The following is a 17740-nucleotide window of genomic DNA, read 5'->3' as shown; positions in this document are numbered from 1 at the left end:
TTCTGGGTCTTTTCTTTATTATTGATAAATATCATAATTATATCAATAATTTTATAATATCATTTCAACAAATTTTGTTATTATTTAAAAAGGGTGATATTATGAAAAAATTGAATATATTTAAAATTAAAGATTACTACGTTATTATATCTGTCTTTATTATATTGTTAGTATTTTATATTTCAAGTTTTTTTGTTGATCTTTATAATTTTAATGGGATCAGGGACTGGATGGTAGAACATGATGGGTTTAATGTGCCTTTTTTATGGAATTATTTATTTTCTGAAGGCGGACCAGTTGAAATATTGCAGTGGTTATTTATTGGCCTTTTTATGATGACATCCAGTTATATTGCAGGTATATCAACTAGAGACCAGAAGAGTTCAAGGTCTCGTTTCTGGTTTTTATTTTCGATTTTAGCTGTTTTAATGATTATGGAGGATGCAGGTAATATCAGGCATTTCCTGACAACCAGAGGTGTACTATTATTTAGAGATGAAATGATATATCGCTCTATTACAGAATTAACTTATTTTGGTCTTATGGCTTTAATACCTGTCTATGCCCTCATTAGATATAGAAAGGTCTTTTTAGAAGATAAAAGAACAGCAGTAATTTTATTTTTTGGAGCTGCTTTTTATGGAGTTGCAGTTCTTATGTCAGGAACCAGGGATATAAGGTTCTGGTATCAGACTGCAGGAAATATTATTTATGATTGGACCCTGGAATTTGGTGGCGATGAGCTTTTAGCTATCTATGAAACTACAGATCAGTTTCTGGCTGAAGGTGGTTATATATCAATAAGTTACAGGTTTATGGATTTTCTAGTTGAGGAAAGTCTTGAGTTACTTGGAGCAGCATTCCTATGGGCGTCAAGCCTTTCTTATCTTAATTTCCTGGGAGATACTGAGTAAATAAGGTGGTTATTTAATTATGAAAAGATTATTTATTTCTGGAATTGTAATCTTTATAATTTTAATTGGAACTCTTTTATATATAAATTTAGCAGTTATTGATACAGATAGTTATTATGAAGCAGATATTAACCCTGATTTTGACCTTGAAGAGATTGACAAAAATTTTACTGATAAATATAATCTAATTGTAACCGGTAGTGAGCCTGAATCTATAGCAGCTGCTGTTGCCGGAGCCAGAAATGGTCAGAAAGTTTTGCTTGTTAGTACAGATAAAAGACCAGGAGGTTTAATGGTTAAGGGGAAGCTAAATACAATTGATATGAATTATAATCCTGATGGGAAAATACTTAACCAGGGGATTTTCAAGGAAGTATATAATCAGCTGGAAGGCACATCATTTAATACTGAAACTGCTGAAAATGTATTTACTGAAATGATTGGAGCAGAAGAAAATATAACTTACATAGATTCAGCTGAAAAGTTTGAACCAGTATTTAATAATGAACAGCTTGTAGGATTAGAAGTTTTTAAAAATGATAATGTTGATAAATATTATGGAGATAATTTTATAGATGGAACTGCTGATGCTGATTTTGCCAGAGAAGCAGGTGTTAATTATTCAGTTGGGATGGAAGATATAGGCCGGCCAGATGAATATCAGGTTGCTACCCAGGTCTTTGAACTGGAGAATGTTGATTGGGATGAAACCAGAGATTATCTAAATAATGATGGCGACCCGAATACTGGTGGTGATCAGAGATCGCTCTGGGGCTTTAGTTCAGAGATGGGGAGATATGAACCTGAAAGTGATGATCTGGATGTCAGAGGTCTCAATGTAGGTCGCCAGGAGGATGATAGAGTATTAATAAATTCTATTCATCTCTTTGATGTTGATCCATTAGATAATGAATCAATTGAAAGAGCAAAGGAGCTGGCGGCTGATGAATTACCTTCTATTGTTAAGCATATCAATAATGAGATTCCAGGGTTTAGCGAAGCCAGTTTAACTAAAAAAGCAGAAGAATTATATATAAGAGAGAGTATTCATACTGAAAGTCTTTATACCTTAAATATAAATGATGTTAGAGAGCATAAAGACTTTCAGGATAAGATCGCTCTGGCATCATATCCAGTAGATATCCAGAGAACTTCAAGGGATAATCAGGGATTTGTTTATAATAATCCTAAAAAGTATAGTATTCCATTTAGAAGTATTGTACCTGATCAGTTTGAGAATTTATTAGTTGTTGGTAGATCTGCAGGCTTTGATTCTCTAGCACATGGTTCTGCCAGGGTAATTCCAACTGGTATGGCAACTGCAGAGGCTGCAGGTGTAGCCAGTAGAATTGCCATTGAAGAAGATGTCGGTTTTGATGAAATTGCAGAATCTGATATCAAGATTTCTGAAATGCAAACAAGGCTTAAAAATCAGGGCAATTATCTTGATGATTTTGAATATGAATTTGCCGGGCAGGATAGTAAAGCTCTTGATGGGATAAGATTTATTAATAGCCTGGGTTTGCTGATTGGTGGTTATGAAAATCAATTTGATTTTGAAGAAAAACTTGAGACGGATCAATTTTTAAATAGACTTAACCAGGCCAGCGTTCGATATTTTAAGATAAATGAAAATAATAATAAGTTAGATGTTGAGTTGAATGATCTAGAATTAGAAGGACTATTAGATCAAAGTAATTTAAATAAGATTTATGGTGAAATATTTTTAAGTGATACTGAAGACTTAGATGGTGATGAGATTCTTAAATCAGAGTTTATTGATAATCAGTTTCTAGAATATATAGAAACTGGAGATTATATCTCACGAGAAATTGGTTATCAGTTAATAAAAGAGATTATATTAAAAGTAGATTCTATTGATTAAACTTAAAATTTGAGCTGTTCAGGACCTTCAGGTTGATAAGATAAATTGCCAGGAAATGGTCTTAAAAGTTTTTTCAAAACTGAAGGTTCAGAGTCAGGGTCTAGCCATCTATTAATATTATTATCTGTCAAGATTGCTGGCATTCGATTATGGATTTCTGCAGCTTTAGGATTGGGCTCGGTGGTGATTAGAGAATATCTCCACTGGGTTCGGTCTTTTATTTTAAATTTATTATAGATACCAGCAAAGGCATAGGGGCTATCTTCTTCAACTGAAAATCGGTATTTTGTCTTATTGCCCTTTGGGCCTTTCCATTCGAAATAATCTGTAAAGGGAACGATAAGTCTCCTGTTATAGAAAGAGTCTTTAAAAGTCGGTTTTTGATCGATAGTTTCGCTTCTGGCATTAATTAATAGTTTAGAGGAATAATTTGTTTTAAATCCCCAGTGCATCTGGCCAATTTTTCTTTCTGATTCTTTAGGATTATGAATAATGACCGGTGCTTGCTCCGAAGGATAAATTTCTTTATTGAAATTGAATTCCCTGTCAGCTAAAATAGCGTTAAAGAGCCTGGCCATTAATTTAGCATCCATCTTCAAAAAATATCTTCCACAAATTTTAATCAGCTCCTTTTTATTTAAGTCTGGAGTTCTTTAATGAAATTTATGATTTCAACTGTCAGACTGTCTGTAGAATCACCATAGAGTGAAAGGTCAAAATCAGGCTGATGTTTTTCGGCATAACTGTAAAACTTGTCATAATATCCTGTTAAGATTAATTTAATAAACTTCTGGAACTCTCCGGACTCTAAGTGTTTGAGTAGTTTATTCTTACCCTTTTTGCCAAGCTTTCTGAGCAGGTATTTCTCGATACCGTCTAGAGATTCTTTAACTCTTTCTTTAAATTTTTCTGTATTATTTTCATACTCATGGCTGTATTCCTGATAGATTCTATCTACCCTTGCTTTAAGACTTGCCCGGACTAAGATATGAATTCCATTTTCCATAGCTTTGAGCAGAAAATCAGGTAGAACTGAATATCCAATCCGTTTGCTTTCTGATTCCAAAAAGATATAATCACTGCCATTGATCTTCTCTAATTTATTTAAGAGAAGGGAGTCAAATTTTTTCTGGTTGTGGGCTCCATTAAGCCCGATGCTGCCAAAGGCAGAGCCCCTGTGTCCAGCCAATTTCTCTAAATCTATGATTGAATAGCCTTTATCATTTAATTTGTGGAGTATTTCAGTTTTTCCGACACCGGTATGACCATGGAGAACTACCAGTTTTGAATTTAATTGATAATTATTTAGCTTTTTAATAACCTTCTGGCGATAGGATTTATAGCCACCTGGATATTTTTTCAGATTAATCCCTGCCAGTCTGGCCAGGGTAACCAGGGCTTCTGAACGCATTCCTCCCCTGGCACAAAAAGTAATCAGGGACTCATAATCTTCCTGGAACTGATTAAGCTTTTTCATATATTCTGGCAATTTAGGAGAAAGATATTTAACTCCCTTTAATCTGGCCTGCTTTTTACCTTTATTATGATAGATCCTCCCGATCTCTGCCCTCTCCTGATTGGTGAAGACTGGAAGATTAATGGCTCCAGGGATTGTTGCTTCTTGAAATTCTGCTGGTGATCTTGCATCTATAAATAATATATTTTTATCATGATTTATTGCTTTTTGAAAGTAATCCATTAAAATTCCTCCTGATATTTATTATATCAATTATTAGGTCTAACTGTCCAGATAAATAATTAGTAGAGTAATTTGTTGTACTTTTTACATTAAAAAGTCCGAATAATTTATAAAATTAATTTAGAAGATTAAATTAAAGGAGGGTGATTGAGTTTATGAAAAATAAATTAAATTATATTTTTGCAATTATTTTAGTCTCAGGTTTGGTTTTTAGTCTTTCTTTTTCTGGAGTTGCAATTGAAGTTGGTGAAGTGCCCCAGGATGTTGAAGATGAATTTATTTATGAACCTGCAGGACTAGAGGTTGAAAGCTGGGTTCAGAACCTGGAGATACCCTGGCAGTTAATTTTTTTACCGGAATCTGATCGGGCTTTAGTTACAGAAAGACCTGGTAGAGTGAGGTTAATAGAGAATGGAGAATTAAGAGAAGAGGTTTATGCAGATATTGATGCAGCTCATTACGGTGAAGGTGGTCTAATGGGAATTGATTATCATCCTGATTTTCCTGAAGAGCCCTATTTATATATAATGTATACCTACCAGAATCAGGCCGGAGATTATTATAATAAAATTTCCCGACTGACTGATTTTGGTGATTACGGTGGAGAAGAGGAGGTCATTCTTGATGAAATACCAGCTGCTCAGAATCATAATGGTGGACGCTTAAAGTTTGGACCAGATGATATGTTATATGCAACTACAGGGGATATCTGGCAGCGAGATTTAGCCCAGAATCTAGATTCTCTGGCTGGTAAGATATTAAGAATGAATGCTGATGGCAGTATTCCTGAGGATAATCCCTTTGATGACTCATATGTTTACAGTTTAGGCCATAGAAATCCTCAGGGACTGGCCTGGAATGATGATGGTGTCCTCTTTATAAGTGATCATGGACCTTCTGGTGAAACAGGACTTCAGGCTAAAGATATGGTAAAAGTAATAGAACCTGGTGGGAATTATGGCTGGCCAGAAAGAATCGGCTATTTTGGTGATGGCGAATTTATAGACCCGATTGTGATGTGGCCTGAAGCTGTTCCCCCGGCTGGTGCTGAATTTGTTGATGGTGAACTATTTATAGCCACTTTAAGGAGTAGATCTCTAATTAAGCTCTCGCTTGCAGAAGAGGGAGAATTTGATTATAATGTAACCAGCATAGATAGATGGTTTGCAGAGGATAGTTTTGCCGGTAGATATGGTAGGTTAAGGGATGTTAATAAAGGTCCTGACGGTAATCTTTATGTCTTAACTAGCAATAGAGATGGCCGGGGCAGCCCATTAGAGGGTGATGACCAGATCTATCGTCTGACCATTGATTAGGAGGGTTGATTATGGAGAAGTTTGTAGCTATATTTATTGCTCTGCTCTTGATTTTTGGCTATGGAACCGGGGGATTGCCAGATGGAGATTTTGGAATGCCTGACGAGCCAGAGGTTGAAGAGGAGCAGATAACAGGCGGGCAGACTAGAGATGTCAGGGAAGATGAAGATATTTACCGGGAGTTTCAGAGACAGATTGCCGGTAATGCTACCGTTGATCTGGAGACTGAGGATGGCGATATTTATGTCAGGTTTGAGGAACAGATTGCCGGAACTGCAAGAGTTAACCTGACTGCTGCCACCGGTGATATTTATGTCCATTTTGCAGATGATCTGACCGGTAATGCCTCTGTGAATATTAATGCCCCTAATGGCAGGGTGATCTTTGCCAATCAGAGTTCAACGATTGAGGAATATATCTCCAGGGGCAACCTGGATGTTTCTGCCGGCCAGGATATAGATTATATAACTGGTTCAATATTTTAATTGATTAATAAAACTGACCAGAGTTATTCTGGTCAGTTTTACTTTAACAGGTTGAAATTCCCTCTGACTTTATGATAATATTACTAATAGTTAGAATATTATCATTCTAATAGGAGGGAGTTAATCAAATGAGTAGTGAGAATAGCTACAAGATTGAACCAGAAGTTGATGAAATTACGAAGCTGGATTTTACTTTTGGTTCCTAGGGTTCGGCTCTTCCGATGATCATTTTTATTATCTGGGCAGTAATAACCAGTATGACTGAAGTTGTAACAACAAATGGTTTATCCTTTGGCGCTGTCTTTGGCCTTGTAATCGGAATGGTTTTATGTAAACAGGATGGCCATACCTTTGCCAAAGCTGTCTTTGAAGGATTTACCCAGACAATCGGTGCTGTTGCAATTGTTGCCTGGTTTTTTGCTGGAATGTTTTCTGAAGTTTTGCAGGCTGGCGGACTGGTTGAAGGATTGATCTGGATAGCCAGTGAGGTTGGTGCTGAGGGTGCTATTTTTACTGTTCTGACATTTATACTGGCTGCTATTTTCGCTTCAGCTGTTGGTACCGGTTATGGTACAGCTGTGGCATTTGGAACGATAATGTATCCAGCAGGAGTTGCTGTTGGTGGCGATCCAGTTGTGCTGGCAGCTGCCATTTTAAGTGGAGCTGCTTTTGGTGATAAACTAGCTCCAATTTCTGATACGACTATTGTTTCGGCAGCCACGCAGAATACTGATGTTCCAGGGGTTGTTAAATACAGATTTAAATATGTTATAATTGCTGCAATCCCGGTTGTATTTCTATATATGATATTTGGTGGTGCTGATGCAGTTGAAGGTGCTGGAGGAGCCGAGATAATTGCCCAGTATGCTGATCCAGGTGGACTCTGGTTATTAATACCCTTTGCAGTTGTGCTTGTTGTTGCATTTATGGGTTATCATTTAATAGTTTCATTGACCTGGGGAATTGTAACCGGTATAGCATTTAATTTAGTATTAGGACTTGCTCCCTTTAGTGATATACTTTATTTAAATTTTGAAGAAGGTACGATCGATGGTGCTTTAGTTGATGGAATTGCTGGTTATGTTGAGTATGCTATTTTGATACTCTTGATAGTGGCACTTGGTCATTTAATAAAATTAAGTGGCGCCATGGAAGATATGCTCAATTTTGCTAAAGGGAAAATTGGCGGCCTTGTATGGAAAGCTGAAGTTTCTTACTGGGCCTTAGTCTCTGTAATGAATACTGTTATAACAATTAATACAGCAGCAGAGGTTGCTGCAGCTCCATTTGTTAGAAATATTGGAGAGAGTTATGGTATTCATCCATATAGAAGAGCTGCGTTCCTTGATGGCCCAACATCTTCACTGGGTTATGTCTTCCCATGGAGTGGAGGATTGCTCTTGCTTGTAACGACGATTGGTGCCCAGGCAGAACAGTATGAATTTGTAACTGAAATAGCACCGACTGCTATAACTCCATATGTATTTTATGGTTTTGCCCTTTTATTGGTTTTACTGATCAGTGCTATTACAGGCTGGGATTTAAAGTATGAGGGTCCTGATGGTGAATTGAGTAAAGAACCTCATAAAGGTTTATTAGTGGATAATGAATAATATTAAAATACTAAAGCTGACCGGGTTTATATTCCGGTCAGCTTTAACTTTTACTCATAATCTTCTTCTATAAAAAGGGCTGTTGGTTGATAGCCTAAATCTTTTAGTTCAATTAAAGTTTCAATGATTTCTCTTGTATTATGGACAATATTTCTAAGCCCTTTCTGCTGGTAATATTCCTTTTTGTCTTCATAATGGAAGGATTTTTGATAGGTTTTTAAGCCGTGGTTGAGATCTCTAAGATAGAGGCTTAAAGATATAAATTCTTTTATTTCCTCTGGTTCAAAATGGTCTGAGTATTTATTGTTGATGGTTCTCCAGAGATCCTCGGCTTTTTCTAAAAAGAAATCATCATATGATTTTAATTTATTAAGATAATTATTATCTATCATTCTGGCAATTTCTTCATCATCTCTAGCAACGAGATCATTAAGATATTCTTCCTTTTCTTTTCTGATTAACTTTTCTGTCTCTGTAATATTATTATTAAATTCTGTTTCATGTTTAAAATTAAACATTTTGATTAGAATATCATCTCTTAATGAATTTAGGGTTCTGGCCAGTAAATATTCGATTTCATTTTTGACAACCTGCCACTGTTTTCTTTCTGATTTCAATAAGAGCTGGTCGATTATTAAAAGAAAGATGATGGCTCCGATTAATTCGACCATTATATTTTCAGCAAAACCTTCAGAAAAGAAGAATAAAAATAAAGAACCAAGCAGAGCTAAAAATAGAAGAATATAACCGATTAATGGTCTATTCTTTAATTTCATTTTCAACCTCCTCAAAATTCAAAAATTCCATGAATTCTTTGAAATTATTAATGATTGTAGTTTCATTTATGCTGTAATAATGGGAGGGGGCATCGACTCTCATCTGAACTACTCCCTGCATTTTTAATGTATTTAAATGCCTGGAAATAGTTGATGGGTTTATCTGCATTTCCTTGCCCAGGGCATCGACTGTCATCTCCTGATTTTCAGCAAGCAGCCGGAGTATTTTATTTCTGGAATTATGGGAAAAGCTCTTAAAAAAATAGGCGAATTTGTCATGCATATTTAATCTCTCCTTTTTTTAAAAAAAGTAGTTGACATATTTATATTTTATAGTTATACTATATATATTATATGTGCATTTGTCAAGATATATATGTGCGCATATGCAAAATTATAAGGAGGGGTTAAGAATGAATTTAAAAGCAATAAATGAAAAGTTGAGTATGAAAAGTAAGGTTATTGTTGCCCTGGCGATTATTGCTGTAGTTGTAGGAGGATATTATGCTGTTACAGTTAGAAGTGATTCCAGGATAACCAGAGCCCTCTCTGATATGCCTGTCGGTCAGATTCAAATGATTAATGATGCCGGTGAGACCATTACTCTAGATGTTAGAATTGCTGAAACCACTGATGCCAGAAATGCAGGTTTTAGAGGCGTTGGCGCAGATGTAGTTAATAATACTGCTATCCTATATAGATATACCAGAGATACTGTTGCCACTCATTTATTAGACAAAGTAAGGGTGCCCCTTGATTTAGGCTTCTTCAATGCTGATGGCGAGTTAATAACAATTGCACAGACCGAGCAGGGAGCTTCTACCAGATATAGCGCCGGTTCAAGAGTCCAGTATAGATATATTTTGATGTCAGGTCAGGGTTATTTTGAAAGACATGGTGTTACAGCTGATGGTGGTGCCAGTTTAGTTATAGATTCTTTAAGTAGATAAATTATTAGCTAAAAGAGGAGAAGAGAAAAACTTCTGAAAAATTTAATCTAGAATTCAAATCTGGCCGGAAATAAAAATTTTCAGCCAGATTTATTTTATTTGCACCAGGTGACTATTTACTAGCTAATAAATTTTTAGTATAATTATATTTAAGATATAAATCTGCCTGAATAATTTTTTTTTAGTTTTTCAGGTCTAATCTGGATTGAATTCAATTTATTTAGAGAGAGGAAATTGATTTTAAGTCTGAACTGGGAGGAAGATAGTTTAATTTTGGAGCAGACCTGGAGTAGACCCGGAGGAATCCCGTAGCAATCCTGGTGGAAAACCGGAGCAATCCCGGAGCAGTCCTGGAGCAGTCCTGGAGTAAAGCAGGAACAATCCTGGAGAGCATCTGTTCTTATTTGGAGCAGGCCAGGATTTGGTTAATAATGAAATCTAGAAGACTTTTTAAAATGTTTTAACCGTATTTAGAACGAATCTAAGGCGTATCTAAACCGAATCTAAAGCGAATCTAAACCGTATCTAAAGCGAATTTAAACCGAAGCTGTACCGAAGAATTGCCGTATTTAGACTGAATATCAACAGGAATTAATCAGGAATGCTTATATATAAATTTTCATCTCATCCAGGAGATTTTCTGGATGGGATTTTTTATTGCTATTGATTATAATTAAGGCTGCTTTAATAGTCATCTACTCCTGTTTTAAGAGTTTTCTACTGAATAATACTAAAAATCTGAAATTAAATTAACAAATATGCAGGAATTAATCAGAACTATATAGAATAAATAAATAACAATCAGATGTTAAATTATATTAAATTATTAATAAAGGGAAAGGTTGGTGTTAAGATTGTCCAAATATCAGACAAAGAATATTAAAAACCTCGCACTAGTTTCTCACGGGGGAGCAGGAAAGACTACTTTTAACGAAATGGTGTTAGTACATGCCGGTAAAAAGAAAGAGGCAGGCACCGTTGAAAAAGGTAATACAGCTTCTGATTTTACCCCTGTAGAAAAGAAGCAGCAATATTCGATTACTAATTCCTATTTCTCTTTTCCCTGGAATAACAAAGAAGTTAATTTAATTGATACTCCAGGATATGCAGATTTTAGAGGAGAGGTAGCAAGTGCCTTTAGTATGGTTGAAGGAACAATTGTCTTAATTGATGGTAGCAGTGGAATTCAGGTTAATACGAATTTTGTCTGGGATAGAGCTGTAAAAGATGAACTAGCTAGATTTATTTTTATTAATAAGTTGGATAAAGATGGCATAGAATTTGATAGACTATTTGCTGATTTGCAGGCATTTAGTGAAGTACCTTTAATACCAATGACTGTACCTGCTGGTTTAGGTGAAGAATATAATGGAGTTATTAATCTTTTAACTGCTGAGCATATTGATAAAGAAGGTAATAGGAGCCCTATTCCTGAAGAATACCAGGATATTTATGATGAGTATTATCTTGAGCTAATTGAAGGTGTAGTTGAATCTGATGATGAGTTAATGATGAAATATTTAGAAGATGAAAAGATTACTGATGAAGAGATTACCAATACTTTATTTACTGCTGTAGCCAATAACAATGCTGTACCAGTATTTTCAGGTGTAGCAACTATCAATTCTGGTGTAAAAGAAGCATTTGATTATATTGTTAAACTTAATCCAAATGCAGCAATGACCAGGTCTTTAAAGGATGCTGAGGGCAATGAGTTAGAGGTTGAGTTTAATGAAGATGGCCCATTGGTTTCTAGAGTTGGTAAAACAATGGTTGACCCTTACATTGGTAAGTTATCAATCTTTAGGATGTATAGTGGCAAGATAAATAAAGATAGTGAATTATATATTTCAAATCGGGATACAGATATTAGAACGACTAAGTTTTATAAGTTAAATGGTTCAGAACAGGTAGAGGTTGATGAACTAGTTGCCGGTGAGATTGGTGCTGTTGCTAAGATTGATGAGATTGAGACATCTGATACTATAACCAATCCAGATAATGAGATTGAACTATCACCCCTTGAATTGCCAACTCCGATGCTTGTTAAGAAAGTCATGCCAATTGATGGTCAGGCTGAGGATAAGATGTCTGATGCGATAAATAGATATGCCTTAGAAGATTTAACATTTAAGGTTGAATATAATCGGGCAACTAAAGAGCTTTTAGTTCATGGTATGGGTACAGTACATTTAGATGTTATTAAGAAGATATGTCAGGAAAAATTTGATGTAGGTTTCCAGACTGGCATTCCAAGTGTTGAATATCGGGAGACTATTCAATCAAAAGTTGATGTTGAAGAAAAATATAAGAAGCAGTCTGGTGGACGAGGACAATATGGTCATGTTATGATGAAGGTAGAGCCACTTTCAAGTGGGTCAGGTTTCCAGTTTGAAGAAGAAATTTTTGGTGGAGCTATCCCAAGTCAATATATTCCTGCTGTTGAAAAGGGAATTGAAGAAGCCAGTGCCGATGGTGTTTTGGCTGGTTTCCCTGTAGTAGATTTTAAGGTTACTTTATATGATGGTTCCTATCATGATGTTGATTCATCTGAAATGGCATTTAAGATTGCCGGTTCAAAAGCATTCAAGAAAGCATTAGAGCAGGCTAATCCTGTTCTCCTTGAGCCGATTATGAATGTGAAGGTAACTGTTCCTGATGATTACATGGGCGATATCATGGGTGATTTTAATTCTCGTCGTGGAAGAATCCAGGGAATGGATCCTGAAGATGGAAAACAGATTATTAAAGCCCAGGTTCCGCAGGCTGAAATGTTTACTTATGCAACTGAGCTTAAGTCATTAACCGGTGGCTTTGGTAGCTTTAAAATGGAATTTTCTCATTATGATCGGGTTCCTGAGAAGGAAGCTGAAGATGTTATAAAAGCTGCCAGGGAAGAAGAGGAGTAATTTTGTAATAAATTGTGCTATATTAAAGATCCAGGACAATTGAAGTCCTGGGTCTTTTAATTGTAATTAGGAGGATTTCTATGACTGATTTTAATTTTTTAAAATCGTTTTTGATCTTTTCTGATTTAAAGAAGAGTCAACTTGAGGATATATTTGAGCTTTTGAGTGAAAAGAGTTTTAAGAAAGGGGAAACTATCTTTCTGGCTGGTGATAAAGGTGATAGTATGTTCTTTTTGCGGGAAGGCAAGGTAAAGATAACCAGGACCTCTCCTGATGGTAAGGAGCATATTGTTAAATTTATTGAGCCAGGTGAAGTTTTTGGTGAGGTTATTTTATTTGGCCATGAAAGATATCCGGCAAATACTATCTGTCTTGAAGATTCAAGGTTAAGTATTTTAAAGCGGGATGATTTTAAGGAGTATTTTCTTCAGCATCCTGAGATTGGCTGGGGTATGCTTAAAACCATGGCTGATAAACTTTATTTTTCCCAGAGCAGGATTGAGAGCCTGGCCCTTTTAGATTCAAAGAGCAAAATTATTCAAGCACTTCTGGAAATGTCCTCTGAAGATGATGTTGCTTTAGAAGAGATGAGCCAGCAACAACTGGCCAATTATCTAGGGCTAACCAGGGAGACTGTGAGCCGGAATCTAAGTCAGTTAAAGGATGATGATCTAATTGAAAATATAGGTAGAAAAATTCATATTAAAAATAGAGAAGGTTTGGAAGCCGAACTGCTTTAAAAAACGGGGGTAATTAAATTGATCTTATTAGTGATTTTAAGTGGAATATTATTGACTCTGCCACTGGGAAATCCAGAGCTTTACTGGCTTGCCTGGTTTGGACTGGTGCCGACTATTATTGTTATGAAAAGATTAAGTGATTATAAGCAGGTGCTGGTTTATGGCTGGGTCCTGGGTATTACCCTGGCAGTTGGGGCCAGCTACTGGTTATATCATCCTATAAATGATTTTAGTGGACTGCCATTTCCCCTTGTAATTATTTTCTTGATGATTTTATTTACTTTATCTGGTTTGAATATGGGTTTATGGTCACTTGGCTATAAATTCATTGAAAGAGGAAGTAAAAAGAGAGCCTCTTTACTGCTGCTGGCAGGAAGCTGGGTAGCCTTTGAGTATTTGATAAATTTTATTTTCCCGTATTACCCCTTTGGTAATTTAGGTTTGACTCAGACTGGTTTTGATCGGTTTTTGCAGCTTTCTGAATATGGTGGAATATTCTTATTATCTTTTATTGTAGTTTTAATTAATGGATTGATTTATAAATTATTTACTGTTAGAAGATTAAGGTATTTATTGTTAATTCTAATTGTTTTTCTGGCTTCAGGTTACTTTAGCGGTCAGGCCCTGGATAGGCTAGAAAATAGTCAGTTTGAGACCGGTCAACTAATTAATATTGGAATTATTGCGACTGAAATTCCCCAGGAGGAGAAATGGCAGGGCCAGAATATTGAAGAATTTACTGAGTTAATTGCTGAAGAGGCCAATCAACTCTATGCAAATGGTGCCGAGCTGGTTATTATGCCAGAGACTGCACTGACCTTTGATTATCCTAGAAATGGCTATTATAGAAATATGTTTCAGGATTTGACTGAATTAAATGGCTATCTCTTACTTGGTAGCCAGGCTATCAGGGATGAACCGACTGAATCATATAATAGTATGTTTTTACTGGATAATGAATATGAGATTCTAGGTAGATATGATAAGATAGATTTGATTCCTGGTGAATTTATTCCTCTGGTTGGAGTTGCAGAATTCTTTACCGGTAGAAACTGGGGTTCAATCACCAGAGGTCAGGAACCAGAATATTTTGAGATTGAGGTTGAGGGTATTGAAGCTTCTTTTAGAGTTTTAACCTGTTCTGAGATTTTGCATAGGTCAGCAGATTATGCTGAATTGAGTCAACATCAATTTATCGTAAACCCTTCCAATGAAGCCTGGTTTGGTGATGGCAATCTTCAGACTCAGATGTGGCAATCTGCCAGATTGAGAGCTGTTGAGACCAGGATGCCAGTTGTTAAAGCAGGCAATAAGGCAATTGATGGCTATGTCCTGCCAGATGGTCGTTATCAGGAGATAGTGGAAAGTTCTGTAATAGAAATAGAACTGCCGGCTCCAGGGAGGGAACCGACAGTTTATCAGCAATATGGTAATATAATTGTCTATCTATCTATTTTAATTACTCTGCTCGGCGGTGCGTTTAAGTATCTGCTTTAATTCTTCTTCATTAGGGGTAACATAGACTGACTGGTGATTTTCATAATAGACAATACCTGGTTTAGCTCCTTTAGGTTTGTTGACATTTTTTACCTTAGTATAATCAACAGGAACATTTTCTGACTCTCTGGCTTTGCTGAAATAAGCTGCCAGGAGTGCTGCTTCATAGATTGTAGATTCTGGAACTGGTTTATCAGTATCCCGTTTGATGATTACATGGGAACCGGCAATTTTTCTAGTATGGACCCAGATATCGTCCTGGTTGGCCACTTTTTTTGTTAAGTGATCATTCTGTCGGTTATTTCTACCGACTAAGATTTGATAATTATCTGCTGAGATATATTTTCTTGGAGGAAGTTTATTATTATCTTTAGATTTTTGTTTATTCTTTTTGATATAGCCTTCTTCCTTTAATTCTTCAGCAATCTCTGAGAGTTCTTCTTCGGTTTCTGCTTGACTTAATTCTAACTCTACATTTTGAAGATATTTATCTTCATGCCGGAGTTTGGCCAGTTGTTTGACAAGGTGTGAGCGGCTCTTTTTTAGTTTATTATATTTTTTAAATAGTCGCCTGACATTTTCAGCAGGGGATTTATCAGAATCCAGCGGAATTTTGACTTCTGGCTGGTCTTCACTATAATAGTCGATTAGCTTAACTTCAGAGGCCCCTTTATCAATCTTGTGGATCTGGGATTTAAGGAGTTCTCCTCTTCGTTTATATTTATCGGCATGTTTACTTTGTTCTAATTTACCTCTGACCTTGTTCTGCTGGCGGCTATTTTTATCCAGATAATTTGAGATAATATCCTGTAATCTCTTTTTCTCCCTGGCCAGATCTCTTTTTATTATATGTTCCTGATAGAAGAAATCAAAAAGTTTACCAGAGTTTTCAAAGGTTTTATATTCAACCCCTTCTAAAGCTTTTAGATAAGTTAATGGGAAAGCTGATTGATAAATGATTTTAAATTTTTCTTCTTTATCAAAACCGACTGTCGGTTGGAAACCACCGGTTTCAATTGCATCTATCCAGCTGAAGAGTTGATCCAGCAATTTATTTTTTTCTTTTTGATTCAATTCAGAATAATTTTTTTCTAAATCAATTCCAGCCCGATAGACTATTTCTTTAGTCGAATCAGGCCCGAAACCCTGGATATTGTTAAGGATAGCCCTGGGTAGATTTTTTTCAATATCTTCGCTAATTAATTTTTCCCAGTTTTCCTGCTTGAGTTCCCGGGGATCAATTTTATCCTGGGGAGGCGGGAATTCGTATTTGACCTTTGGCATTAAAGTTCTGGCTGAGTTTTTATCTGGTCCCATTCTTTTCTGGGCATCAAGGATTATATGTTCCTGGTCAGTTAATATAACATTACTATATCTACCCATAATTTCCAGGTAGAGGTAGAAAGTTTTATTATTATTTTCTATAGTTATTTTTAAGATTCTTTCAAAGCCAGGCTGTTCTATCTTTTTGATTACCCCATAGGTTAGGTGTTTTCTCATAACCATTGTAAAAGTAGGGGGTTTTTTTGGGTTATCAAAGCTTAAATCGGTAAGATGGACTCTTGATTGTCTTGGATCTATTACAGAAAGTAATTTATAATTCTGGTTATTATTTCGGATTAAAATAGTTAAAAATGTCTTTTCTGGCTGATAGATCTTATCTATTCGGCCAGTAATTAATTTATCATTTAAATCGTGCCGGCAATTAGCCAGCATTATTCCGTCGATTGCCATATTTATCACCTCTTAATTAAGTATAGTTTAATTAAGGTGATTCGTCAATCTAGAGTTTTTATTAATCTTGTAAATTTCAGGGTACTATGATATCATTGATAAAAAGCGATTTTACATAAATCTTAGGAGGTAGAGAGATGTCGGTTAAGTTGATTAATATTGGATTTGGAAATATTGTGGCAGGGAATAGGGTTATTGCTGTAGTCAGCCCGGAATCTGCTCCAATCAAAAGAATAATTCAGGAAGCAAGAGAAAAGGGTATGTTGATTGATGCTACCTATGGTCGGAGGACTAGGGCTGTTATTATAACTGATAGTGATCATGTCGTTTTATCTGCTATTCAGCCTGAAACTGTTTCACATAGATTGGAAGATAATAAAAAAGATGAAGAATAATACTATTAGCATGGCAAGGGGTGTACTTATGTCTAAAGGTATTTTATTTGTTCTCTCTGGCCCCTCAGGTGTTGGTAAAGGAACTGTGCTTGACAGAGTTTTTGATAAATATCAAGATGTTGAATATTCAGTTTCAATGACAACGAGAGAACCACGACCTGGTGAGGTTAACGGAGAAGATTATTATTTTGTTTCAACTAGTGAATTTAAAAAGCATAAAGATAATGATGGGTTTATTGAATCAGCATGCGTTCATGGCAATTTTTATGGTACACCTAAGAAATTTGTTCAGGAAGCTTTAGATGAGGGCAGAGATATTATCTTAGAGATTGATATAAATGGTGCCAGACAGGTTAGGAAAAGTTTTGGAGATGCAGTCTATATCTTTTTAACACCGCCATCTTTTGATGAATTAAAAAATAGATTAGAGAAACGTGATTCTGAAAGTAAGGCCGATATGGAGATCAGGCTGAGAAATGCCAGGTCTGAGATGACTGAATCTGATGATTATGATTACAAAGTTGTTAATGATAAAGTTGATTCTGCTGCAGAGCGGATTATTGAAATAATTGAGAAAGAAAAGAAAGGGAGGCAAGATAATAATGATAGCTAGACCATCACTTGAAGATCTTAAAGGTCAGGCTGATAGTCCATTCACTATAATTGTTATGGCAGCTAAGAGGGCAAGAAATTTAAATCAGGGTGGCAAGGATTTACTTGATAATTATAAAGGTAATAAGCCTGTTACAAAGAGTTTAGAGGAAATTCAGTTGGGTAAAATACATTACAAAAAAATTAGTGAAGATAGTATAAAATAGATAGATAGA

17 protein-coding genes are annotated in these 17740 nt (G+C 35.7%); 12 read left to right on the top strand and 5 right to left on the bottom strand.

What is annotated here, in order from left to right; all coding sequences use genetic code 11:
* Positions 1-101: 101 nt before the first annotated feature.
* A complete protein-coding gene (locus I0Q91_RS07145) occupies positions 102-914 on the top strand; it encodes a hypothetical protein (protein ID WP_270453752.1) in 813 nt (270 codons plus the stop codon).
* A gap of 19 nt (positions 915-933) precedes the next feature.
* Complete coding sequence (locus I0Q91_RS07140) at positions 934-2799, top strand: FAD-dependent oxidoreductase (protein WP_270453751.1); 1866 nt, start codon at positions 934-936, stop codon at positions 2797-2799.
* A gap of 2 nt (positions 2800-2801) precedes the next feature.
* On the opposite strand, the gene I0Q91_RS07135 is transcribed toward I0Q91_RS07140, so the two are convergent.
* Both I0Q91_RS07135 and mnmH read right to left on the bottom strand, forming a co-directional pair.
* On the bottom strand, positions 2802-3416 hold the full coding sequence (locus I0Q91_RS07135; RefSeq protein ID WP_270453837.1) for an SOS response-associated peptidase: 615 nt from the start codon (positions 3414-3416) through the stop codon (positions 2802-2804).
* Positions 3417-3436: 20 nt separating this feature from the next.
* Positions 3437-4498 carry a tRNA 2-selenouridine(34) synthase MnmH gene (gene mnmH / locus I0Q91_RS07130; RefSeq protein WP_270453750.1) on the bottom strand — a complete coding sequence of 354 codons (1062 nt, stop codon included), beginning with the start codon at positions 4496-4498 and terminating at the stop codon, positions 3437-3439.
* A gap of 155 nt (positions 4499-4653) precedes the next feature.
* On the opposite strand from mnmH, the gene I0Q91_RS07125 reads away from it, so the two are divergent.
* The 3 genes from I0Q91_RS07125 to I0Q91_RS07115 all read left to right on the top strand — a co-directional run bounded on the left by I0Q91_RS07125 (position 4654) and on the right by I0Q91_RS07115 (position 7912).
* The gene (locus I0Q91_RS07125; protein WP_270453749.1) at positions 4654-5814 is read left to right on the top strand and encodes a PQQ-dependent sugar dehydrogenase; all 1161 of its coding nucleotides are present in this window, start codon (positions 4654-4656) and stop codon (positions 5812-5814) included.
* Positions 5815-5825: 11 nt separating this feature from the next.
* A complete protein-coding gene (locus I0Q91_RS07120) occupies positions 5826-6299 on the top strand; it encodes a hypothetical protein (RefSeq protein WP_270453748.1) in 474 nt (157 codons plus the stop codon).
* A 221-nt stretch (positions 6300-6520) separates the two neighbouring features.
* A complete protein-coding gene (locus I0Q91_RS07115; protein ID WP_270453747.1) occupies positions 6521-7912 on the top strand; it encodes a Na+/H+ antiporter NhaC family protein in 1392 nt (463 codons plus the stop codon).
* Between the two features lie 50 nt (positions 7913-7962).
* Here I0Q91_RS07115 and I0Q91_RS07110 read toward each other — a convergent pair whose 3' ends face one another.
* Entirely contained in the window at positions 7963-8688 is a 726-nt protein-coding gene (locus I0Q91_RS07110; RefSeq protein ID WP_270453746.1) for a hypothetical protein, read from the bottom strand.
* Entirely contained in the window at positions 8672-8971 is a 300-nt protein-coding gene (locus I0Q91_RS07105; RefSeq protein WP_270453745.1) for an ArsR/SmtB family transcription factor, read from the bottom strand. The genes I0Q91_RS07110 and I0Q91_RS07105 overlap by 17 nt, the downstream gene beginning before the upstream one ends.
* Before the next feature lie 130 nt (positions 8972-9101).
* Here I0Q91_RS07105 and I0Q91_RS07100 point away from each other — a divergent pair, with 130 nt between their 5' ends.
* The 4 genes from I0Q91_RS07100 (at position 9102) to lnt (ending at position 14784) form a co-directional block, all read left to right on the top strand.
* Positions 9102-9638: a DUF192 domain-containing protein gene (locus I0Q91_RS07100; protein ID WP_270453744.1), complete on the top strand. Its 537-nt coding sequence runs from the start codon at positions 9102-9104 to the stop codon at positions 9636-9638.
* A gap of 854 nt (positions 9639-10492) precedes the next feature.
* Positions 10493-12547: an elongation factor G gene (gene fusA, locus I0Q91_RS07095; protein WP_270453743.1), complete on the top strand. Its 2055-nt coding sequence runs from the start codon at positions 10493-10495 to the stop codon at positions 12545-12547.
* Positions 12548-12627: 80 nt separating this feature from the next.
* Entirely contained in the window at positions 12628-13287 is a 660-nt protein-coding gene (locus tag I0Q91_RS07090; RefSeq protein WP_270453742.1) for a Crp/Fnr family transcriptional regulator, read from the top strand.
* 18 nt (positions 13288-13305) lie between these two features.
* Positions 13306-14784, top strand: a complete 1479-nt coding sequence (gene lnt / locus I0Q91_RS07085) for an apolipoprotein N-acyltransferase (protein ID WP_270453741.1) — start codon at positions 13306-13308, stop codon at positions 14782-14784.
* Here the strand turns inward: lnt and I0Q91_RS07080 are convergent.
* Complete coding sequence (locus I0Q91_RS07080) at positions 14743-16518, bottom strand: Rqc2 family fibronectin-binding protein (protein WP_270453740.1); 1776 nt, start codon at positions 16516-16518, stop codon at positions 14743-14745. The two genes, lnt and I0Q91_RS07080, sit on opposite strands and share 42 nt — an antisense overlap.
* Positions 16519-16655: 137 nt before the next feature.
* On the opposite strand from I0Q91_RS07080, the gene remA reads away from it, so the two are divergent.
* The 3 genes from remA to rpoZ are packed head-to-tail and all read left to right on the top strand — an operon-like array spanning position 16656 to position 17731.
* On the top strand, positions 16656-16913 hold the full coding sequence (gene remA / locus I0Q91_RS07075) for an extracellular matrix/biofilm regulator RemA (RefSeq protein ID WP_270453739.1): 258 nt from the start codon (positions 16656-16658) through the stop codon (positions 16911-16913).
* 28 nt (positions 16914-16941) lie between these two features.
* Positions 16942-17526 (top strand): guanylate kinase, encoded by a 585-nt coding sequence (gene gmk, locus I0Q91_RS07070; RefSeq protein WP_270453738.1) that lies wholly within the window; start codon positions 16942-16944, stop codon positions 17524-17526.
* Entirely contained in the window at positions 17516-17731 is a 216-nt protein-coding gene (rpoZ, locus tag I0Q91_RS07065) for a DNA-directed RNA polymerase subunit omega (RefSeq protein WP_270453737.1), read from the top strand. Before gmk ends, rpoZ begins: the two co-directional genes overlap by 11 nt.
* The last annotated feature ends 9 nt before the right edge of the window (positions 17732-17740 follow it).

Origin of the sequence: Halonatronomonas betaini (assembly GCF_015666175.1) — a bacterium.
Taxonomy (GTDB): domain Bacteria; phylum Bacillota; class Halanaerobiia; order Halanaerobiales; family Halarsenatibacteraceae; genus Halonatronomonas; species Halonatronomonas betaini.
The sequence above is the reverse complement of the archived record's forward strand: the minus strand, read 5'-3'. Positions and strand labels throughout refer to the sequence as shown.